We start from the raw sequence: 21,476 nt of genomic DNA on the forward strand, positions 1-21,476 counted from the left end.
GGCCACGGCGGCTCGGGTGGCTCGGGTGGCTCGGGTGGCTCGGGTGGCTCAGGCGGTTCGGGCGGTTCGGGCGGTTCGGGCGGCTCCGGTGGCGGGGAAGGCGGTGGCTCCGGAAACGGCGGTCACGGCGGCCCCGGCGGCGGGTCGGGGGGCGGGTCGGGGGGCGGCTCCGCTGGGGCCGGCTCCGGCAACCGGCACCCGATCCCCAGCGGCCCTCTTTACCCCGTCGGGGAACTGGTGGGCCGCGGCCTGTCAGTGGCCTCGGTGAGCTGCGGCTCTAAAGGCGGCAACAGCCCTCTCGCACCGATTACCACCTTGCTCGGCGGACTGACCGACGGCTTGGGCGGCGGCGGCTTGGGCGGCGGCACCTCGCACGGATCGTCGACGAGTTCCGCGACCAATCCGGCTGCACCACTGACCGGCCTAGTCGGCACGCTAACCAGCGCACTCGGCGGCGCAAGCGGCAGCTCATCTCCGCTCGCTCCGTTGACGAACCTGCTCGGCGGCCTCACAGGTGGACTCGGCGGTGGCACCAAGCACTAGCCCGCAACACGTGGTGCCCCCAAGGCACCACGTGTGCGACCTCCAGCGTGCAACAGAAAGCAACCGGCCGGACCTGACTCGCATCACAGCTTCACGACGTCAGGCCCGGCACACTTCAAGTGTTCAACTAACCATTCCAGTTTGCGCTTCACGGATCTCGCGAACGAGCGTCTGAACCAATTCCGCCGCCGGCATTGCACGTGAAAGTCGCACGGCCTGCCCTGCCCATTGAGCAGCATAGGCAGCGCTTCCCTGCGCTTTCGCGGCCGCATGCAACGCCTTACCAGCGTCATAAGCGATCGGATAATCAGGCAGCGCGGGTCGCATTGGATCGTCGCCCAACTCACTAAACCGATTCTCGATGCCGCGCGCCGCACGTCCAGAAATCGCGCTAATGAACGTCGTGCGACTGTGGGGATTCAGCAGTGCGGCCCGATATGCTGCGTCGGCAGCAGATTCGGGCGATGCGACGAATGCGGTGCCGAGTTGCGCCGCCTGTGCGCCCAGCGCCAACGCAGCCGCGATGCCCGCGCCATCCATGATGCCGCCGGCCGCGATCACCGGCAGCGGAATCTCGCGAACAATCAGTCGCACGAGCGCCATCGTACCGAGCAACTCGTCCGGGGCCAACGGGTCGAAATTTCCCCGATGACCGCCTGCCTCGTTGCCCTGCGCAACGAGGCCGTCCAGTCCTGCTGCATGGATCCGAGTTGCTTCGTCAAGACTGGTGGCACTCCCAAGCAGCATGATCCCGGCTTCGCGTAACGCAGCGATTTTCCTGGCCGACGGCAACCCGAAGTGAAAGCTGACCACAGCCGGACGCTCGTCGAGCAACATCTCGAGCATCGCATCGTCTTCGACAAAACTCGTATAGATCTCGCGCAGCGCCGTGGGTGGTTGAGCACCGAAGCGCGCGAAGTGCGGCGCCAGATACTCGAGCCAACGCGCCTCCCGAACGGGATCGGCAACGGCCGGCGCATGGGCAAACACATTGACGTTAAACGGCTTGCTGCTCAACGCGCGTATTTCGTGGATCGCCGCCCGCGCGCTCTGCGCGTTCATCGCACCGACACCGAGCGAGCCCAATGCGCCCGCGTTCGATACCGCCGCAGCGAGCGCCGGCGTGCCCACGCCCGCCATCGGCGCCTGGATAATCGGCAAGACGACGCCCAACCGGGCGAGCAGATTCGCAGAGTCCTTCATGGCCTCAGCCCCTTGAAATCGTGACGCGCTCAGCGTTGCCGTGCGCGTATGTCTGTGGTCGATTCGCCCCCCCAGCCCCAATTGTCCGTATCGATTTCCTCGATCACGACGAAAGTGGCTGCGGGGTCCTTGTGCAACACGCGCACCACAAGATCGGTGGCGCCCTTGATCAACTCGGCCTTCTGCTCGCGCGTGACGCCTTCGCGCGTCACCTGAATATTGATGTACGGCATGATGCACTCCTTTCAGTTGTCCCAGGTTCGACGGGGTGTCGATGGGGTGTCTTACCACCTGCCGGCAGTCGACCCACCATCCACAGGCACGATGACGCCCGTGACGAACTTCGCATCGGTCAGATAGAGCACGGCATCGACAATGTCCTGAACCGCGCCGATCCGGCCCGCGGGTTGCATCGCCTTGAGGAATTCGTGCGTGCCACTGTCATGCAGCGGGGTGTCGATAATGCCGGGCGCGACGGCCGACACCTGCACGTTGTTCGCAGCCAGTTCGAGCGCGAGGCCGCGGGTCGCCGCATTGATGCCGCCTTTGATCAGCACCGGCAGCAACGCCGGCACGCTGACGTTCGGTTGCAGCGCGATACTCGCCGTGATATTCACGATGTGCCCCGCACCGTTGGCCGACATATGCGCGGCGGCTTGCTGCGTCGGATAGAAGAAGCCTTTGAGATTGGTGCCGACTATGGCGTCGAAATCTTCCGTCGTGTAGCCGGCGACCGGCTTCGCGATAAAGATACCCGCGTTGTTCACCAGAATGTCGACGCGGCCAAACACAGCTATCGCGCGCTCGAACAGCACGCGTGCCGTTTCGGGGTCCGCGATATCGCCCGCCACGGCAAGAAAGTTCGGCGGAGCGCCAAGTTTGTCGGCGGCGGCGTTCAAGCGGCTCATCGTGCGGGCATTGCCGACGACGTTGTAGCCACGTTCCAGATAGGCCTTGACCAGCGCAAAGCCGATACCGCTAGACGCACCGGTGATGACGACAGTCTTGTTTTGAGTGTTCATGATGTTCGACTCCATGGGTAAGGGAAAGCGAGGGAAAACGGCTGCGGGCCCCGTATCGGCGGACACCGCAGGGAGTCGCGATGTCTGTCCGGCTCCCATGCAACTGACTATACTTATGCCACCCGTGTCGATAAATACGCCCATGTCGAATTCATTTGATACATCAGGTAATGAATAGCCCGCGGATCATCGAACGAAACAGCAAGCGTCAGTTCGACGACTTGATGCTCGGCAGCATCGAGTTGTTCTGTCTCGCGGCGGAACTGGAGAGCTTTACGGACGCCGCCACCGCTGCCGGCGTCACGCCTGCGGCGGTGAGCCGCTCGGTGTCGCGGCTCGAGGAGCGCATGGAGGTGCGGCTCTTCGTCAGAACCACGCGCCGTATCCGGCTGACCGACGCGGGCAGGACGTACTACGAGCGTTGCCGCGAGGCGCTCGGACAACTCGTCGACGCAGAGCGCGAAGCGACCGGCCAGCAGTCCGCCGCCGCCGGCGTGTTGCGGATCAGCATGCCGACGCCCTATGCGCACTATCGCGTGCTGCCCATCCTGCCGGCCTTCCGCGAACGGCATCCGCAGGTGCGGGTCGACGTGCACATCAGCAATCGCAACATCGACTTCGCCGAAGAAGGCTTCGATCTGGCCATTCGCGGCAGCGCGCCGGGCGAATCGAATCTGATTGCCCGCAAGCTCGAAGACGCGGAATTGGTCGTGGTGGCCAGTCGCGCTTACCTGTCGCGGGCCGGAACGCCGTCGTCGCTGGACGACCTCGCGCGCCACGATTGCATTCAGTTCGATCTGCCAAGCAGTGGCCGCAAGATTCCCTGGCTGTTCAAAAGCGGGGCGGACGTGCGGGAGCTTTTCACCGATGGCGGTTATACGAGCGCGGGCGATGTACTCGGCGGCGTGACGTTGGCGCGCAGCGGCGCGGGGCTCTTCCAGACGTATCGTTTCGTGGTTGAGCAGGACTTGGCGACTGGCGCTCTAGTGGAAGTGTTGCCGGCGCTCGGCGGCGCCTCGCGACCGTTCGTGCTGCTGTACCCCCACAAACGCCATCTGTCGTTGCGGGTGCGACGCTTCGTCGATTTTCTCGTCGAGACGCTCGGCTCCGCTCCGCGCGATGAGCTCACCTCTTCCCTCCTTGACGGCTGAACGACGATGGATCGAATCGACGCGATGAAGGTATTCGTCTCCGCCCTCGACGAGGGCAGCCTTGCCGCGGCAGGCCGGCGTCTCGGCCGCTCGCCCGCCGCCGTGAGCCGGGCCATTGCGTTTCTCGAAGCGCATGTCGGCATGGCGCTACTGCATCGCACAACGCGCACGATCAAGCTGAGCGAAGCCGGCGAGCGTTACGCTGCCTCGTGCCGGCGAATCCTGACCGACCTCGAAGAAGCCGATCTGACGATTGCCGGCGAACGCGCGGCGCCACGCGGCACGCTGACGCTGACCGCGCCCGTGGCCGCCGGTCAGGACTTTCTGCGCCCGCTGCTCGACGAGTTTGTGGACCTGTATCCGGATGTCACCGCGCGCCTCTACCTGCTCGACCGCCCCGCTAACCTGATCGACGAAGGGATCGACGTCGCGCTGCGCATTGCCCACCTGGCCGATTCGACGCTCATCGCGATGCCGGTCGGTGAAGTGCGCAGAGTGGTTGCCGCCGCGCCGCGCTATCTCGCCAAACATCCGCGTCTCGAGGACCCCGGCGATCTCGCCCAACACCGAATCATTTCGATGACGCATTTCGGCGTCGATTCGTGGAGCTTTCCGTCGTCGAACAATTCGGCCGCTCCGCAAACGGTGCACTTCACGCCGCGGCTGATCGTCAACAGCGTGCAAGGCGCGGTGGCCTCCGCCGTTGAAGGCTACGGCGTCACGCGGCTCTTTTCGTACCACGTCGCCGAGCAGGTCCGCGAAGCTTCATTGAAGATCGTGCTGACCGGTTACGAGCAGGCGCCGCTCCCCGTTCATCTGCTCACGCCGCAAGGCCGCCTCGCGGTGCCGAAAGTCCGGGCCTTCGTCGACTTCGCGGTACCGCGTCTGCGCACCCATTTCAGCGCGCTCAAAGCGATCACCGACGCGGATTAAACCGTCACGCGGAAGAATGTCTGCCGCGCGACGGCGATTCTCTCGCCGCGCGTTCGTCCTTAAACTGCTTTCCATGGGTAAGAGCTGCGGCCAAACCTGGTCGCAGCGCCAAACGCATGGAGCAGGCAATGGACTCGGAACGGAACGTGGTGCTCATCGCCGGTGCGCGGATACGCGCCGAATCACAGGGGGCGTTATGAATCAGCCAGCCAATGTGGCGCCCCGTGGGGTCGGGTTCGCGAACGCGAACCCGACCAGCTATGCCACACGAAATACGCTCTACTGGCGCCGCAACCTTTTCATTTGCGTGTTCGGCTCGTTTACGACGCTCGTCAGTCTGAGCATGTTGCTGCCGTTTCTGCCGCTCTATGTGCAGCAACTCGGCGTGACTTCGCAGGCCGCGATCGTGCAGTGGTCGGGCGTGGCGTTTGGTGCGACCTTTCTCGGCACGGCCGTCACGGCGCCGCTCTGGGGGCGTCTCGCCGATCGTTATGGACGCAAGCCGATGCTCGTGAGAGCCGCGGTCAGCATGGCGATTGTGATGTCGTTGATCGGCATGGCGCACAACGTGACCGAACTGGTGGTGTTGCGGCTGCTGGCCGGATTGATCGGTGGATATGCATCGGCGTCGATTGTGATGATCGGCACCCAGGCGCCGCGTGAACGCGCGGGGTGGGCACTCGGCATCCTGTCGACCGGCTCGCTGGCAGGCAGTCTCGCGGGTCCGCTGGTCGGCGGTCTGCTGCCATCGCTGATCAGCATTCGCAGCACGTTCTTCGCCGGCGGCGCCATGATCGCGGTCGCCGCGGTACTGACGATCCTGTTCGTACGAGAAGATTTTCAGCCTGACGCCGATACCAAAGCGCGCGCCTCAAGCCACCCCACAGCGCGCCCCACGGCGCCGAAGCTGGCCAACCGCACCGTAATGGTCGCGCTGCTGCTCACCGCGATGATGGTGCTGCTCGCCAATATGTCGATCGAACCGATCATCACCGTGTATATCGCGCACCTCAATGTGCCGACCGACCACCTCGCCCGTACCGCCGGCATTGTGATGGCATGCTCGGCGTTCGGCAGCATGCTGACTGCGGCGCGGCTTGGCGCACTGGCGGACCGGATCGGCAGTTGGAACGTGATTATCGGTTGCCTCGTGTTGACCGGACTCATCATGGTGCCGCAAGCGTTCGTCACGCAGTGGTGGCAACTGGCGCTCCTGCGCGGTTTGATGGGCATGACGCTGGCTGGCCTGCTGCCGTCGATTGCGAAACTGGTTCGGCAGGCGGTCAGCGAACACGAGTCGGGAACGATGCTCGGGTATCTTCAGTCGGCGCAATTCGCCGGTCAGGTGATCGGGCCTCTGATCGGTGGAGTGATAGGCGTTCATCTCGGTCTGCACGCTGTGTTCTTCGTCACAGGTTCGCTGTTGATTGCTTGTGCCGTGCTCGGTCAGGTTGTGCGTAATAGGTCAATGCATGCGTGACGGTCTTCTGGTTGCAGCCCGACTTGAGTTCGTCGGACTGCTTACGTCCGATTAAAGACGAGCGACATCGACGATGGCATCGGCAAATGCCTTCGGCGCTTCCTGTGGCAGGTTATGTCCGATGCCGCCGTCGATGTTCCGGTGCAGATACTTGCCGGCGAACTTCTTCGCGTAGGCTGCCGGATCGGGATGCGGAGCGCCGTTGGCGTCGCCCTCCATCGTGATAGTTGGAACCGAGATGGTCGGCGCCTTCGCCAGACGCGCTTCGAGCTCGTCGTATTGCGGTTCGCCCTTGACCAGCCCCAGACGCCAGCGGTAGTTATGAATCACCACCGCGACGTGATCGGGATTGTTGAACGATTCAGCCGAGCGGTCGAACGTTGCATCGTCGAAATTCCATTTCGGCGACGCGAGACGCCAGATCAGCTTGTTGAAGTCGTGGCGGTTCGCTTCATACCCGGCATAGCCGCGCTCCGTGGCGAAATAGAACTGATACCACCAGGCCAGCTCAGCCTTCGGCGGCAGCGGCTTCTTGTTGGCTTCCTGACTGCCGATCAGATACCCGCTCACCGACACCATCGCCTTGCACCGCTGCGGCCACAGCGCGGCAATGATATTCACCGTGCGCGCGCCCCAATCGAAGCCGCCGAAGATCGCTTTGTCGATCTTCAATGCGTCCATCAAGGCAATGATGTCGACGGCAACCACAGCCTGCTGACCGTTGCGAGGCGTATCCGCCGACAGGAACCGTGTCGAACCATAACCGCGCAGATACGGCACGATGACCCGATAGCCCGCGGCTGCAAGCATTGGCGTGACTTCGGCAAAGCTATAGATATCGTAGGGCCAGCCGTGCAGCAGGATGACCACCGGTCCATTCTGCGGACCCGCCTCCGCATAACCCATGCTGAGCGTTCCGGTGTTGACCTGCCGGATATTGTCGAACGAAGCAACACGCGTTGCAGCGTTCGTATTGGGTGGCGTGCCGTTCGACTGCGCCTTGGCGAGTCCGCTTAAACCCAACTCCATCAAACTGATACCAGCAACTGTCGTCCCAAGCAGACGACGACGTCGAGTATTGATCTGGTCCGGCATCGCTGATTCTCCTCCAAGATTAGCCACACAAGCGCAGTGCATGTCTGCCTTGCGAAGCCAGAAAATCTGGCCTGGAAGTATTAAAACTCGGGGACGTATCTGGCATGTGTCTGCAAGGAGCGCCAGTGAAACGTTATGTATTTACCGACGGCGCAGATACATTGAGATACAGAGAGGGGGGAGTTGATGCTCATCGCCGAGAAGATGCGGCATACAACGCAATCAGCGAGCTATCGGAATCTAGTTAACGCCTTTCAGCACGAGCCTGGCTTCCAAGCCACCGTCGGGCCGATTATGCAACGACAGCGTCGCGTCCATCGCCAAAGCGAGTTGCCGCGCAATCGCGAGGCCCAGACCGGTACCGCCGGTTCCGCGATTGCGCGATCCTTCCAGCCGATAGAACGGTTCAAACACCGCTTCCAGCGACTCAGCCGGAATACCCGGTCCGCGGTCGAGCACGGAGACCGTCACGTGCCCGTCCTGCGAGGCGACTCTGATCTCTGCCGCCCCACCGAACTTCAGCGCGTTGTCGACGAGATTGCCGACGATCCGGCGCAACGCTTGAGGACGCGTCACCATTGCAGTGTCGATTCGCCCGTGCAGCGAAACGTCCTTGCCGGCATCCACATAGTCGAGCACGAGGCTGTCGAACAGCGCATCCGGATCGATACGCAGAGGCGCCTCACTGGCGCCGTGCATGGTGCGCGCGTACGTGACACCTTCCTTGACCATCGTTTCCATTTCCTGCAGGTCCTGCTGCAGCTTGGCTCCCTGTGGGCTGTCGTCCATCACGTCGACGCGCAAACGCATGCGGGTAATCGGCGTTTGCAGGTCGTGCGAAATCGCCGCGAGGATCTGCAAGCGCTCGGTCATGTATAGCCTGATGCGGTCCTGCATGGCGTTGAACGCCCGCGCCGCGCGCGCCACTTCGTCCGGTCCGTCTTCGGGCAGGCGCTCCACCTTCAGGTCGGGGCCCAGGGTATCGGCCGCTCGCGCCAACTGGCTCAGCGGGCTCGTCGCCAGCCGTACCGCCAGCCAGCAGCATGCGGCCAGCACCACCAGTTGCAGCACCAGCACCCACGACAACCACGGCGACAGCGGCGCGCCTGGCATGGGGTGATAGTCGATCGTCAGCGGCGTGCCGTCACTCAACTGCAGATGGACCTGCAGGCGCTCTGGGTCACCGGGAACAGCGTTGGCCGTTAGCGGATAGCGCTTGCCGATACCGTCTGCGATAGATTGAGCCACCCTCGCCGAGAGCTCCGCATCCGGAGGTGCGCCGGCGACCCCTGCCCCCAGGTTGAAGGTATAGGTGCGCCGCGCCAGCCTTGGCAGCCATTCGGCGCGTTCGTTAGCGGGTAGATGATCGAGCAGCGCGACGGAACTGGTGACCTCGCGTTCGATGTAACCCATCATCACGTTCGTCATGGTCTGGTCCCGCTCCGTCATGGTGAGCCAGACCGACAGCGTTTGCACCAGCGCAAGACTGACGAAGAGAATCAGGGCCAGCCGCGCGAACAAGGTACGCGGCCAACGCAGCAATGTATTCAGCTTCATGGACTGCCTTCGATCACGGTCACCGCCGCCGAAAATACATAACCCTCGCTGCGCAGCGTCTTGATGTAACGGGGCTCGCGCGCAGTGTCCTGCAGGCGCTGCCGCAAACGGCTGACCAGCAGATCGATCGAGCGGTCGAACGCATCGGCCTGGCGGCCTTGGGTCAGATTGAGCAACTGATCGCGCGTGAGTACGCGCTGTGGATGATCGAGGAACACGCGCAGCAAGCGGTATTCCGCGCCGCTCAGGGCCACCATGGTGCCCTCAGCGTCGAGCAGATGGCGCGCGGTAGTGTCGAGCCGCCAGTCGCCGAAGGCGATCATCGGCGCGGTTTCCGTCACCTGCATGCCGGGCGGCAGCATCCGCGCGCGGCGGAGCACGGAGCGGATGCGCGCCAGCAGTTCGCGCACCGCAAACGGCTTGGCCAAATAATCGTCCGCGCCCATTTCCAGCCCGACGATGCGATCCGTCTCCTCGCTGCGAGCGGTCAACATCAAGACCGGCACCGCGCGAAACTTGCCGGCACGCAATTCCCGGCACAGCACGAGACCGTCTTCGCCGGGCAGCATCAGGTCCAGCACGATCAGATCAGGCGCGCCCTGCTCCAGGACCGTGCGCATCTGGCGGCCGTTGGCGGCCAGCGAAACGCGCATGCCGTTCTTCTCGAGATAGGTGGCGAGCAATTCGCGGATGCCGCGATCGTCGTCGACGATCAGCACGTGGTCGGTGTTTTCCATCAATGGATCAATCCTTTCGACGATTGACTCGCACCCGGTTCACGTTAACCAGCGAACAGTGCACGGGGTGTGCCAGTTCCGCTGCCAATCCGCCCGCCAGGAAGGCGAGAATCGCCATGATCCGTCTCATGCGTCCTCCACGACGGACAGGCTGGCGCCATTGGCCACGCTGGCCTCCAGCGTATACGGGTCGACGCCCTCCAGGCAACCGATGTTGACACGCCAGAGCTGCGGATCCTTGCGCGTCTGGTGGAATGGATAAATGCCGCAATGCTTGCAGAAGTAGTGCTTCGCCGTGCGCGTATTGAACTGGTAGAGCGTCAGCGCTTCCTCGCCCTGCAGGATTTTCAGGTCACCCGCAGCGAACGGCGGCGTCATCGGCGCGCCCTTGCGCCGGCACAGGCTGCAATTGCAACGCGCAGCCGGGACGACATCGGTACGGACTTCAAATTTCACGGTCCCGCAATGATAGGATCCTTGCAGCAATTCGGTACTCATGTGGCGCTCCACAGTAGGCATGGCTGCTTTATAGCCCAGTACGCGCGACGCTTTGTATCGCAATGTATCTGGGCGTTCCCCTGACACAAAACATTGCACCCGAGCCGCCTCCGCGACACAAGCCAGATACGAACGGGCGTTCCAATGCAGCCATGCCCACCACTGGAATGCCCGGCACGACATCCTGGTCTACGCCCGGATCTTCCCCTTCATGAAAGGACGCTGACATGCTCTCCCGACTCAAAACCACCACTACCGTCGCCCTGTTCGCCGCAACCGTGGCAGCCAGCGCTGCCGCAGTCGCAACGCTCGTTGCAAGTCCTGCGGCCAGCGCTGCCTTAACTCCCGCCGCAAACCTGGTCAACAACGACACAACCGCGCCGGAATTCACCGGCATCGATAAATGGCTCAATAGCGATCCCCTGACCATGCAGCAGCTGCGGGGCAAGGTTGTGCTGGTCGATTTCTGGACCTACACGTGCATCAACTGCATCCACGTGCTGCCCTACGTAAAGACCTGGAATCAGAAATACAAGGACCAGGGTCTGGTGGTGGTCGGCGTCCACACGCCCGAGTATCCATTCGAGCGCAACACGGACAACGTCAAGACAGCGATCAAGCGCTTCGACATTACGTACCCGGTAGCGCAGGACAACAGCTACGCAACGTGGCGCGCCTACGACAACCAGTATTGGCCTGCGTTTTATCTGATCGATAAGAAAGGGCACGTGGTCTACACGCACTTCGGCGAAGGCGACTACGAACAGACCGAGGCGAAGATCAAGGCCTTGCTGGCGGAAAACCCGTGATTCGTATCGCAATGTATCTGGGCATCGAGGTGATACAGAACATTGCAATTGACCCGGATTCTCGACACAAGCCAGATACGTCGGCGAGTTTTAATGCATCAACGCCGGATGCAAGACGCAAGCAACATCGAAGAGCCTGACCGAATTGCTGCCCTTGCTGCCTGATACCCCGGCGCCTTCCTTTTAATTTATTAGTTCACGGAGAACGACATGAAAACCTCAATGATCGCTTTGGCCTTCGCTGCATTCGCTACGGCTGGCTTCGCTCACGCATCTGATGCCCCGACAGCAGCAACCGAGGGTCAATCGGGCGCCGCTCAAATGCAGCAATGGAACGCGAGCCAGAGCGGCACAATGCAGAAGACCCGCGCAGAGGTCCGCCACGAGCTGGTGCAGGCACAGCAGGATGGCAAGCTCCCCCGTCTCAACAGTTTGTATCGCGGCAGCTGATTATCTGAACACCGCCGGATTGAACTCCGCTTCCAATACGGTAAGCAATCCTCTTGGTTCAATATCCTTCGCGCGTTCCAATACTTCGACGCCGAGCGCGCTCGGCGTCGAATATAGTTTGCATCAGTACCGAACGCTGCTGGCGGTGACCAGCGGCAACGCTTGCGTCTCCTGTCCGTCGACCGTGGCGCCAGCGAAGATAAAACTCGGCGAAAGATGAGCGTTGATATCTGCGGGGAAATTGAGCGTGGGCTTCGACACCTCGTCGAGCATCGCGATCTGCGCAGCGCTGAGCTCAAGGTCCAGTGCACTCAAGTTGGTTCGCAGTTGATCGATACGTCGCGCGCCGACGATCGTCGAGGTCACGCCGCGCCGTTTGTGAACCCATGCGAGCGCGACTGCAGCGGGGCTCACCTGAAGCTCGGCGGCGACCGCCACAAGCACGTCGATCACCCGAAACTCCTTGTCGCCCGGCACACCGACAAGCGCCGAGCGTTCGGACTTCACGGCTTGAGTGTTTTCGCGCGTGTATTTGCCCGACAACCAGCCGTTCTTCAGCGGACTCCACGGCATGACACCAATGCCGAATTCTTCGGCCATCGGTATCAGTTCGCCTTCGGCCGTCCGCTCCAGCAGCGAATACTCGACTTGCATCGCAATGATCCGGTTCCACCCGCGAAACTGCGCCATGGTCTGCGCTTGCGCGACCTTCCAGGCCGGGGTGTCGGATATCCCGATGTAGCGGATCTTGCCGGAAGCGACCAGGTCGTCGAGCGCGCGCATCGTCTCTTCGATCGGCGTGTTCCGATCCCAATTGTGAATCCAGTAGAGGTCGATGTAATCCGTCTGCAGCCGGCGTAGCGACGCTTCGCATTGTTCGACCATCGCCTTGCGTCCAGCGCCTCCGCCGTTCGGATCGCCAACGTGCAGATTGCCGACGAACTTCGTCGCAATGACGCTGCGATGGCGGCGGTCCTTGCGCGCCGCAAAGAAGTCTCCGATGATTTTTTCCGAGTGACCCAGCGTATAGATGTTGGCCGTATCGATGAAATTTCCGCCACGCTCCAGGTACTCCGAAAGTATGGCCTCCGATTCCGCGGGGCTCGCGCCCCAACCCCAGTCTTCACCGAAGGTCATCGTCCCAAGACAGAAGGGACTCACGCGCAGACCAGAGGATCCGAGTGTGACGTATGAATCAAGCGACATAATGTTTCTCCTGGAAAATGAGCCGATTGGCTAGCTCCAATGAGACCATCGCGCGAGTGCGGCGCGGTAGACCGAAACTCGCAAGCTCTTGCACAATCCTCTCAGATTGGGTGGGTTCGGGCAGATCCGCTTGCGCTTTGATGGCCGGCCAGGCTACGTTTGAGTTATGGATACGCTCGCTGAACTTCGCACCCTGATTGGCCGCCATGCTGTCGACGATGTGACGGCAACGGACCTGCCCGGGGTCGTCTTGTCGGTGTCGAACGCACAGACACAGTCAGTTCATCGTGTCTACGAGCCAGTATTCGCTCTGGTCGCCCAAGGAGCAAAACGCGCGACCCTCGGCGACAGGCTCCTCGAATATCACGCGGGACAATGTCTGGTCGTGACCGTCGATCTGCCGATGTACGGACACGTGATCGAAGCGAGCGCGAAAAAGCCGTTTCTGGCAGTGGGTCTGACGTTGAAGGCCGCAGCTATCGCTTCGTTATTGTTGGACACCGCTTCGGAGGCGCCCGCTATGGTGAACCCGTTCGGTGCGGCTGTCGGCGATGCGACGCCTGAACTGCTTGACGCATTTGTGCGGCTGCTGCGGCTGCTTGAGCATCCGGAAGACGTGCTCGTTCTCGCGCCGATGATCGAGCGCGAAATCTTGTGGCGGATACTCATGGGAAGCCAGGGCGCGCTACTGCGGCAGATCGGTCTCGCCGACAGCCGTCTGTCGCATGTCGGACGCGCGATTCGCTGGATCCGCATGCATTATGCGGAGATGCTGCGCACTGAGGAGCTCGCGGAGCTGGCTGCGATGAGCGTGTCTTCGTTCCATCGACACTTTCGCGCCGTCACCGCCATGAGCCCGCTGCAGTATCAGAAGCAGATCAGGCTTCAGGAAGCCCGCACACAACTACTGACCACGTCCAAGGACATCGCCAGCGTGGGGCTGAGCGTTGGCTATGACAGCGCCTCGCAATTCAGCCGTGAGTACAGCCGGCTATTCGGGAGCCCGCCAGGGCGGGATGCGGAGAGGCTGCGATCGTCGGCCATGCAGGCATGCAGTGCAACTGCCCGATCGTGAGTGACTTCAGTGTCGGCCCACTGCGACCGCTTAAAGTAACCATCGTTTTTTGGACGGTTAACTGGGAAAAGTACATATAAACGGCAAAAATTTGCCTGTTAGCAGCCAAGGCTCCCGGTGCATTGCTGGCGGAAAATCCGTGATTCGTATCGCAACGTATTGCAGAGGAGGATGAGCGGGTGTCGAGCCCGCGTAGAATCACACACTCGTTTCGAGGCACGCGCACTCGCTGCACACATTGGATCCGACATGGAAATCAAGTGGATTGAGGACTTCATCGCGCTCTCCCAGTATCAGAGCTTCTCGCGGGCGGCGGAATTTCGGAATGTCACCCAGTCGGGCTTCAGCAGGCGCATTCAGTCGCTTGAGCAGTGGGTGGGCGCGGACCTCATTGACCGAAGCAGCTTCCCCCCAACACTGACGCCTGCCGGCCAACTCTTTCGAGAGGCCGCGGTAGACATTCTTGGGAAGCTATTCGATACGCGAGCCATCATTCGCATCGACCAACGCATGGCGGGCAAAGGCTTGCAGATTGCAGCGGGCCATACGATCGCGCTAAGTTTCCTGCCTGCCTGGTTGAAGGCGCTCACTGCACGTTTCGGAGAGGTGCGTGCCCGGGTGATACCCACCAATGTCCACGACTCCATCCTCATGCTCGTGAACGGCAACTGCGAACTGATGTTTGCCTATCATCATCCGGAGCTGCCCCTCCATCTCGACCCGGTCAGGTACGAGCATCTCGCCGTGGGCGTCGATGTACTGATGCCTGTCTGCCGGCCAAATCCACGCGGCGCGCCCATGTTCCGGTTACCGGGAACAGCGGCGCGCCCGTTGCCGTTGATTTCGTACACGGAAACCAGCTATTTCGGCCGCTGCCTCGCACTCCTCCTGAGCCGGGTCGATGCAACCCCGGCTTTGCGGCCTCATTACGAGTCCGACATGGCCGAGGTCCTCAAGAAACTGGTCCTGGAAGGCGAAGGCGTTGCCTGGCTTCCAAAAAGCTCGATCGTCGCCGAGCTCGACGCGGGCGAACTAGTCCCAGCCGGCCGGGATGCGTGGCATCTCGAGGTTGAGCTTCGCGTCTACCGGGACGCCTCGAATCGCAGTGAGTTTCTGGACACGCTTTGGCGCCACCTTCGCGCCGCATCGCAGGCCGTAGATTAAGGGTTATCCCGCGTTATGCGAGTCTCGCATATCTCCATGCAAGACCCGCATTGAGTCTTTTTTGATCATCTCTATCATCCGTCCATACACAGAAACGTCGCCCCGCTAGCGGCGTTTTTGCCTCCTGCCAGCGTACGGTGGTCACGTCAGACCTTTGTGCGCCTTCCTCGGACTGATGGAAATGAAAAACCGCCTAACGTTCTATATTGTGGTCGGCATGGTGCTCGGCGTGATTGTCGGCTACGTGTGCCATCGGACCGTAGCCGATGCTGCAGAAGCAAAGACAATCGCCGGTTACTTCTCGATCATTACCGACATCTTCTTGCGGCTTGTGAAGATGATTATCGCGCCGCTCGTCTTCGCCACCCTGGTGTCCGGGCTCGCCGGAATGGAAGGGACGAGCGACGTGCGCAGAATCGGGTTCAGGTCGGTGGGATGGTTCGTGTGCGCCTCGCTTTTCTCGCTCGCGCTTGGCCTCGTCCTTGCGAATGCTCTGCAGCCCGGCGCCGGCTTGCATATGACGCAGACCAGTTCCGATGTTGCCACCGGTCTCAACACCGCGGGTCTGAACTTCAAGGACTTCGTCACGCACGCGTTCCCTTCCAGCATCATCGATGCAATGGCTCGGAATGACATTCTTCAAATCCTCGTCTTTTCCGTGCTGTTTGGTGTGGTCCTGAGTGCCATCAAGACGGACCCGCGCGTAACACCATTGATCGCAGGCATAGATGCGCTCGTCCCCGCGATGCTGAAGCTGACCGACTATGTGATGCGGCTCGCTCCCATTGGTGTCTTCGGCGCCCTTGCCTCCGCGATTACGGTGCACGGCCTGGACGTGTTGACCACCTACGGCAAGCTCGTCGGAAGCTTCTACCTCGGTCTCGTCCTGCTGTGGGCTGTGCTTATCCTCGTTGGTCACGTCTTTCTGGGCAATTCGATCTGGAAGTTGCTAAAAGCGGTCCGTGAGCCCGCGATGCTCGCCTTTTCGACCGCGAGCAGTGAGGCCGCTTATCCGCGTCTGACCGAGAAGCTTGAAGAGTTCGGTATCGACAAGAAGGTCGTCGGCTTTACGTTGCCGCTCGGCTACGCGTTCAATCTCGACGGATCGATGATGTATCAGGCGTTTGCTGCGATCTTTATCGCGCAAGCCTTCGGCATCGACATGCCGCTCAGCGCTCAAATCATGATGTTGCTGGTGCTTATGTTGAGCAGCAAGGGAATGGCCGGCGTCGCAAGAGGTTCCGTGGTGGTGGTTGCGGCCGTTGCCCCGATGTTTCATCTGCCTCCGTCCGGCGTGGTGTTGATCCTCGCCATCGATCAGATTCTCGATATGGGGCGAACCGCCACGAACGTCATCGGCAACAGTATCGCGACGGCCGTTATCGCGAAGTGGGAGACCAGGCGGGTTGCCCAGCAGAACGACGCAGAGAACGACGTTGTCCTGGGCCAACTGCAAGGCGAGACAAAATGATCAGCGCAAACGTGCTGAGCGGGAAAAAGTTCGGCGTGGTGGGCGGCCTGGGTCCACTGGCGAGCGCGGACGTCTTTTTCAAGCTCGTCAAGTCGACACCCGCCTCGAGTGATGCGGAACACGTCGATGTCATTTTCGAGCAGCATCCCTTCCGAAGCGCTGCTATAGGTAGTGAGGCAACGACTCAACGGAAGCTGTACATTTTCGACATGATTAGCGGCTTCGAGAAGAGGGGTGTAACGACCGTTGTACTCCCCTGCTTTCTCAGCCACACGTTTATCGAGGAGCTAAAGGCTAACTCGCCCTTGCAGATTGTCGATATGGTGGAAGCCGTCCGCGGCCACATTCGAAGAAAATTTCCGGCTGCACAGCGAATCGGCGTGCTGACCTCGGACTACACCCGTCGAAAGGGACTATTTGAAAAGTATTTCGCGCAGCCGGAATTCGAAGTTATTCATCCCCGCCCGCGCGACGGTATCGATCTCATCACCGAAGCCGTCTACGGCGCGAACGGCATCAAGAGCGGAAACCTGTCTGGCCGGCCCGTCGCGCTTCTGCGCGAGGCGTGCGAGGACCTCATCGCGCAAGGTGCACAAATCATCGTGCCGGGTCTGACGGAAATTGCGCTCGTGGCCGAGGAAATGGGCTCATTTCGGGTGCCACTGATCGATTCGAATCTTGCGTATGCACAGTACGTGATTGCGGGCGAATACGGTTTGCCCGAATCCATTTTCAAAGTAGGCGTGGTCGGTGGAGTTGGGCCCGCGGCTACGGTGGACTTCATGCAGAAAATCGTACGCAATACGCCGGCGAATCGAGATCAGGACCATATCAGGCTTCTGATTGAACAGAATCCGCAGATTCCCGACCGCACAGAAAACCTGATCGGTGACGGGCCCGACCCAACTATTTCGCTTTACGCGACCTGCAAGAAGCTCGAGTCGGGCGACGCGGACCTCATCGCTATTCCGTGTAACACCGCTCACGCATTTGTTGAGCGTATTCAACCGTATCTGGGCATACCGATCGTCAATATGCTGACGGTTACGGTCCGCCATCTCCGCGAAACGTTTCCGCTGCTGCGCTCCGTTGGCGTGCTGGCAACCTCCGGCACGATCGCAAGCGGCGTCTACGAGAAAGCCCTCGAATCGCAGGGTTTGCGGCAATTCGTTCCGGCAGCGCAATTGCAGGCCCGCGTGATGGATGCGATCTACGGCAAGGAAGGGGTAAAAGCGGGATTTACTACCGGACGATGTCTCGATGACATCGTCGCTGCAATTGATGGGCTCATCGCGGAAGGCGTCGAGGTCATCGTCCTGGGATGTACCGAGCTGCCGCTTTTATTGCCACAGACAAGTTTCGTGGGGACGGCCGGCGCACGCGTCAGCTTGGTCGATCCAACCGATGTCCTTGCACAGCAATGCGTGGCTCTCGCGACGGCGGCCGCGGAACGCCCCGTTTCTTTGCGCTGTTAAATCCTTGTAGGAGACTGGATATGAACATCAACACTACCCTTCAACGGGTCGCCTGTTTGCGCAGGTCGAGCACAACGCTCACCGCTGCGCTTCTCGTCTGCGCTAGCTGCTTGTGTGGCACGAGCGTGTGGGCTGCCGACGCCACGTCTGATAGTGCGGCAGCCACCGAGGCGACGAGTCCGGCAGCCGAATCTCCGCGGATTCTTGTCCTGGCAACCGGCGGCACGATCGCCGGCACAACTGACCCGCGTTCAGCCATTGGCTACAACTCCGGAAACGTCAAAGGCCAGGAACTGGTTCGGGCGGTTCCGGGCATTGAAAAACTCGCGAGCATCAACTCCGAGCAGATATCCAATGTCGGGTCGCAGGATATGAACGACGAGATCTGGTTCCGGCTTGCGCGCCGTATCCAGGAGGCCTTCGATCGAAACGAAGCAGATGGGATCGTGATCACTCACGGCACGGATACGATGGAAGAAACGGCATTCTTCCTGCAAAACGTGGTGCGCTCGGAGAAACCGGTGGTACTTGTAGGGTCAATGCGGCCGGGCGGATCGACCAGCGCGGATGGCCCCGGCAATCTTTACGAAGCGGTGGAAGTAGCAGCGAGTCCGAAATCCCGAGGCAGAGGTGTGATGGTGGTCATGAATGACCAGATTCACGCGCCGCGCTGGATCACCAAGACCAACACGACTGCCGTGCAGACTTTTGCTTCGCCGAACGCAGGTGTGATTGGCTATGTCGATCCGGCGAGCATTCGTTTTGTTGCGCCTGCGCCTGCGCCTGCGCTTGCATCAACGCGCGATGTGCTTGGCTTGCCAACGAATGGCCACCTGCCGCGTGTAGAAATCGTTTATGCGCACAGCAATATGGACGGCGCCCAGATTGACCACGCTATTGCCGATGGAGCAAAGGGAATCGTATTGGCGGGCGAGGGTGATGGCGACGCATCCAAGGAAGCACTGGCCGCCCTCGACCGCGCGGCGAAGAAGGGTATTGTCGTCGTCCGCTCGACGCGTGTGATGTCTGGATTCGTCAACAGAAATGTAGAGGTCGAAGACGACAAGCGCGGCTTCGTCGTCTCATTCGATCTGAATCCGCAAAAGGCGCGCTTGCTCACCCAGTTACTCGTCGCAAACGGCATTACTAACCCCGGCAAGGTCCAGCAGGCTTTTTCGGGTACCTTTTGACCGTGGATCGGCAAGCTCTGATTAGCGGCGTGCGCCGCTGATCAGGCCGCGCACGGCATGATCATCGGCGCATTCAGATTGCCATTGAGCCTAGGGCTGGGTGGACGCCAGCGGCGTGGGCTCACCATTTCGATAGGTATAAATCGTGATTGGCGAGTCCGTCAGGTCGCGGTTTTTGTCAAACCGGTAGTGTCCTGAAACACCGTGAGAATCGATGCCGGCGAGCGCGGCGCGATACTGGGACGGTTCGATCGAATTGGCTTTCTGCATTGCCTGCGCCACGATATTCACGCCATCGTACAAGGCCGCGCTGTAGGTCAACGGGTCGGTATGAAAGCGTTGCTTGTAGTCCGCCTTGAACTGACGGCCCTGGGGTGTCTGATCGAGTACGGGGCCGCCTTGCGGGCAATACACGCGTGTATCGACCGCATCGCCGCCGAGTTTCGCCAGTTCGGCATTGCACATGGCATCGCCGCCGAGCAGGTAGCCGTTCATCGCGAGGCGCTTCATCTGCTTGCGCATCGCACCGGCTTGCGCGTAGTAACCGCCGTAGAAAATCCCTTCCGCGTTCGCGCCCTTGACGTGTGTGAGGATCGAGACGAAGTCGGTCGCCTTGTCGGTCGTATATTCCCGATCGACAATCTCGATGCCGTTCGCTTTAGCGGCATTGATGAATTCATCGGCGACGCCCTGGCCATATGCAGTGCGATCGTCAATCACCGCGATGCGCTTGACCTTCAGTTCCTTGGCCGCAAATTCACCCATGCGGCTGCCCAGTTGCGTGTCGCTGGCGGAGATGCGAAACACGAACGGATAGCCGTGCTGCGTGATCGATGGATTCGACGCGACGGTCGCCATCACGATTCCCGACACATTCACCAGGTTCGAAATCGGAATCGCGACCCCCGAATTGAACGGCCCGAAGATCACCTTCACGTTGGCATCGACCAGGCTTTGCGCAACCGTCATGCCGGTTCGCGGATCGGCGGCATCATCCTGCGAGACCAGTTCGAAACGGGTTTTCTGGCCGCCGATTACGAGCCCCGCGGCATTCAGACGCTCGATCGCCATCCTGACGCCGTTTTCGTCGTCCTTGCCGATGGCGGCCTGCGGGCCGGTCAAGGGCCCGGTCAAACCGATTTTGACTACCTGCTCTGCCGCCGTCGCGCCCACCGACACCATGCTCAAAGCGACTGCTGCCAACCAGCTTGCACCTGCGTACGGCTTTTTCATCGTGCTCTCCTCACATCATGACGTGCCAGATCGCCTTGCCGCCGGAAGTGGCGAACGCGTTGCGCTTCGGCACAGAAAACATCGCTTTGGGGCCGCACTGTCCGTATGCCTTCGCCGAACGTTGGGCAGTGGGGTTGACAGCAATTCTGTGTAGCCAAATTCCTCAATAAAATGCACCATTGATGAAACACATTTCGGTAATTCCCGAAGTAATCGAGGGACGGCACGATGCAAGTTCAGGACACGGATCTCAAGCTGTTGCGGATCTTCGAAACCATCGTGCGATGCGGCGGTTTCGCCGCGGCGCAACCGATTCTCAACATTGGCGCATCGAGCATCAGCGAATACATGTCGCAACTGGAGACCCGCCTCGGGCTGCGGTTGTGTGAACGCGGACGCGCGGGTTTCCGACTCACAGAAGAAGGCGCGGAGTTGCACGCCGCCGCGCAACGTCTGCTCGGCGCGGTCGACACGTTTCATATGGAAGCCGGCGCGTTGCGCAATCAGCTTTCCGGCGTGCTGCGCTTCGGCATGATCGAAGCGACCTTGACCGACAAATATTCGCCGCTGCCAGCTGCGATTCGCGAGTTCGGCCAGATGGCGCCCGAAGTTCGCCTGCACGTGCAGATCGACACACCGGGCAGCATGGAGCAGCACGTGCTGGACGGTCGCCTGCACCTCGCCGTGGGGCCGTTTCCCGCGCGTATTCCTGGCCTCGATTACGTGCCGCTCTATCGCGAGGAGCAGGGACTCTACTGCGCATCGACCCATTCGCTGTATGAGCGGGCGAGCGGGCGCGTCCCCGTTTCGGTACTCAGCAAGCAGCGGCTCGCTGCCCGCGCGTATCTCGGCAACCAGGAGCTCAAGCTGCTGCGCATGCCGCAGGCCGCGGCCTCGGTCGACAACGTCGAAGGTCGCGCCATGCTGATCCTGTCCGGCAATTACATCGGCTTTCTGCCGCCGCACTACGCGCAGTCTTGGGTAGATGGCGGTCTGCTGACCCGCATCGACCCCGAGCACTACGTGACACATCTGGACTTTCAGATCATCACGCGCAAGGGTGGCGAATCGGCGCGGGTGGTGCATGCCTTTTGCAACCAGTTGCAGGCTGCGGCCAAGCAAGTGAGCCGCGCCACGCGAAGCAGCAAATAGCACCCGCCGCGTTACGCGCTAGCGGTCCACGA

The 21,476-nt window shown here is 61.0% G+C and carries 20 protein-coding genes and 1 pseudogene; 12 read left to right on the forward strand and 9 right to left on the reverse strand.

Annotation, left to right across the window (positions count from 1 at the left end; all coding sequences use genetic code 11):
• Positions 1 to 543 (forward strand): annotated as a pseudogene (locus GNZ13_RS12450) (collagen-like triple helix repeat-containing protein); the annotation flags it as partial.
• Positions 544 to 666: 123 nt separating this feature from the next.
• Here the strand turns inward: GNZ13_RS12450 and GNZ13_RS12455 are convergent.
• Genes GNZ13_RS12455 through GNZ13_RS12465 form a run of 3 tightly spaced genes read right to left on the reverse strand, consistent with a single transcriptional unit; the run spans position 667 to position 2,768 of the window.
• Positions 667 to 1,746, reverse strand: coding sequence for an NAD(P)H-dependent flavin oxidoreductase (locus GNZ13_RS12455; protein WP_172164261.1), 1,080 nt, complete (start codon positions 1,744 to 1,746; stop codon positions 667 to 669).
• Between the two features lie 29 nt (positions 1,747 to 1,775).
• A complete protein-coding gene (locus GNZ13_RS12460) occupies positions 1,776 to 1,979 on the reverse strand; it encodes a tautomerase family protein (protein ID WP_172164264.1) in 204 nt (67 codons plus the stop codon).
• Between the two features lie 51 nt (positions 1,980 to 2,030).
• Positions 2,031 to 2,768: an SDR family NAD(P)-dependent oxidoreductase gene (locus GNZ13_RS12465; RefSeq protein WP_172164267.1), complete on the reverse strand. Its 738-nt coding sequence runs from the start codon at positions 2,766 to 2,768 to the stop codon at positions 2,031 to 2,033.
• 170 nt (positions 2,769 to 2,938) lie between these two features.
• Here GNZ13_RS12465 and GNZ13_RS12470 point away from each other — a divergent pair, with 170 nt between their 5' ends.
• From GNZ13_RS12470 to GNZ13_RS12480, 3 genes are all read left to right on the forward strand, one after another.
• On the forward strand, positions 2,939 to 3,919 hold the full coding sequence (locus GNZ13_RS12470) for a LysR family transcriptional regulator (protein ID WP_172164270.1): 981 nt from the start codon (positions 2,939 to 2,941) through the stop codon (positions 3,917 to 3,919).
• 6 nt (positions 3,920 to 3,925) lie between these two features.
• On the forward strand, positions 3,926 to 4,852 hold the full coding sequence (locus GNZ13_RS12475; RefSeq protein ID WP_172164273.1) for a LysR family transcriptional regulator: 927 nt from the start codon (positions 3,926 to 3,928) through the stop codon (positions 4,850 to 4,852).
• A gap of 196 nt (positions 4,853 to 5,048) precedes the next feature.
• Complete coding sequence (locus GNZ13_RS12480) at positions 5,049 to 6,332, forward strand: MFS transporter (RefSeq protein WP_172164276.1); 1,284 nt, start codon at positions 5,049 to 5,051, stop codon at positions 6,330 to 6,332.
• 51 nt (positions 6,333 to 6,383) lie between these two features.
• On the opposite strand, the gene GNZ13_RS12485 is transcribed toward GNZ13_RS12480, so the two are convergent.
• The 4 genes from GNZ13_RS12485 to GNZ13_RS12500 all read right to left on the reverse strand — a co-directional run bounded on the left by GNZ13_RS12485 (position 6,384) and on the right by GNZ13_RS12500 (position 10,219).
• Complete coding sequence (locus GNZ13_RS12485) at positions 6,384 to 7,427, reverse strand: alpha/beta fold hydrolase (protein WP_172164279.1); 1,044 nt, start codon at positions 7,425 to 7,427, stop codon at positions 6,384 to 6,386.
• Positions 7,428 to 7,667: 240 nt separating this feature from the next.
• Positions 7,668 to 8,984, reverse strand: coding sequence for a sensor histidine kinase (locus GNZ13_RS12490; protein ID WP_172164282.1), 1,317 nt, complete (start codon positions 8,982 to 8,984; stop codon positions 7,668 to 7,670).
• Positions 8,981 to 9,721: a response regulator gene (locus GNZ13_RS12495; RefSeq protein ID WP_172164285.1), complete on the reverse strand. Its 741-nt coding sequence runs from the start codon at positions 9,719 to 9,721 to the stop codon at positions 8,981 to 8,983. The genes GNZ13_RS12490 and GNZ13_RS12495 overlap by 4 nt, the downstream gene beginning before the upstream one ends.
• A gap of 126 nt (positions 9,722 to 9,847) precedes the next feature.
• Positions 9,848 to 10,219, reverse strand: coding sequence for a GFA family protein (locus tag GNZ13_RS12500; RefSeq protein ID WP_172164288.1), 372 nt, complete (start codon positions 10,217 to 10,219; stop codon positions 9,848 to 9,850).
• 227 nt (positions 10,220 to 10,446) lie between these two features.
• Here GNZ13_RS12500 and GNZ13_RS12505 point away from each other — a divergent pair, with 227 nt between their 5' ends.
• Positions 10,447 to 11,028 carry a thioredoxin family protein gene (locus GNZ13_RS12505; protein WP_172164291.1) on the forward strand — a complete coding sequence of 194 codons (582 nt, stop codon included), beginning with the start codon at positions 10,447 to 10,449 and terminating at the stop codon, positions 11,026 to 11,028.
• 210 nt (positions 11,029 to 11,238) lie between these two features.
• Positions 11,239 to 11,478 (forward strand): DUF4148 domain-containing protein, encoded by a 240-nt coding sequence (locus GNZ13_RS12510; RefSeq protein ID WP_172164294.1) that lies wholly within the window; start codon positions 11,239 to 11,241, stop codon positions 11,476 to 11,478.
• 123 nt (positions 11,479 to 11,601) lie between these two features.
• Here the strand turns inward: GNZ13_RS12510 and GNZ13_RS12515 are convergent, their stop codons facing one another.
• Positions 11,602 to 12,684, reverse strand: a complete 1,083-nt coding sequence (locus GNZ13_RS12515; RefSeq protein WP_172164297.1) for an aldo/keto reductase — start codon at positions 12,682 to 12,684, stop codon at positions 11,602 to 11,604.
• A 166-nt stretch (positions 12,685 to 12,850) separates the two neighbouring features.
• Here GNZ13_RS12515 and GNZ13_RS12520 point away from each other — a divergent pair, with 166 nt between their 5' ends.
• The 5 genes from GNZ13_RS12520 to GNZ13_RS12540 all read left to right on the forward strand — a co-directional run bounded on the left by GNZ13_RS12520 (position 12,851) and on the right by GNZ13_RS12540 (position 19,059).
• The gene (locus GNZ13_RS12520; protein ID WP_172164300.1) at positions 12,851 to 13,759 is read left to right on the forward strand and encodes an AraC family transcriptional regulator; all 909 of its coding nucleotides are present in this window, start codon (positions 12,851 to 12,853) and stop codon (positions 13,757 to 13,759) included.
• A 249-nt stretch (positions 13,760 to 14,008) separates the two neighbouring features.
• Positions 14,009 to 14,923 (forward strand): LysR substrate-binding domain-containing protein, encoded by a 915-nt coding sequence (locus GNZ13_RS12525; protein WP_172164303.1) that lies wholly within the window; start codon positions 14,009 to 14,011, stop codon positions 14,921 to 14,923.
• Between the two features lie 181 nt (positions 14,924 to 15,104).
• Complete coding sequence (locus GNZ13_RS12530) at positions 15,105 to 16,394, forward strand: dicarboxylate/amino acid:cation symporter (protein WP_172164306.1); 1,290 nt, start codon at positions 15,105 to 15,107, stop codon at positions 16,392 to 16,394.
• Positions 16,391 to 17,869, forward strand: a complete 1,479-nt coding sequence (gene cuyB / locus GNZ13_RS12535; protein ID WP_172164309.1) for a cysteate racemase — start codon at positions 16,391 to 16,393, stop codon at positions 17,867 to 17,869. The genes GNZ13_RS12530 and cuyB overlap by 4 nt, the downstream gene beginning before the upstream one ends.
• 20 nt (positions 17,870 to 17,889) lie before the next feature.
• The gene (locus tag GNZ13_RS12540; protein ID WP_172164312.1) at positions 17,890 to 19,059 is read left to right on the forward strand and encodes an asparaginase; all 1,170 of its coding nucleotides are present in this window, start codon (positions 17,890 to 17,892) and stop codon (positions 19,057 to 19,059) included.
• A 90-nt stretch (positions 19,060 to 19,149) separates the two neighbouring features.
• Here the strand turns inward: GNZ13_RS12540 and GNZ13_RS12545 are convergent, their stop codons facing one another.
• Complete coding sequence (locus GNZ13_RS12545) at positions 19,150 to 20,292, reverse strand: branched-chain amino acid ABC transporter substrate-binding protein (RefSeq protein ID WP_172164315.1); 1,143 nt, start codon at positions 20,290 to 20,292, stop codon at positions 19,150 to 19,152.
• A gap of 228 nt (positions 20,293 to 20,520) precedes the next feature.
• Between GNZ13_RS12545 and GNZ13_RS12550 the strand changes: the two genes are divergently transcribed.
• A complete protein-coding gene (locus tag GNZ13_RS12550) occupies positions 20,521 to 21,444 on the forward strand; it encodes a LysR family transcriptional regulator (RefSeq protein WP_172164318.1) in 924 nt (307 codons plus the stop codon).
• Positions 21,445 to 21,476: the final 32 nt, after the last annotated feature.

The organism is Paraburkholderia elongata (assembly GCF_013177735.1).
GTDB lineage: Bacteria > Pseudomonadota > Gammaproteobacteria > Burkholderiales > Burkholderiaceae > Paraburkholderia > Paraburkholderia elongata.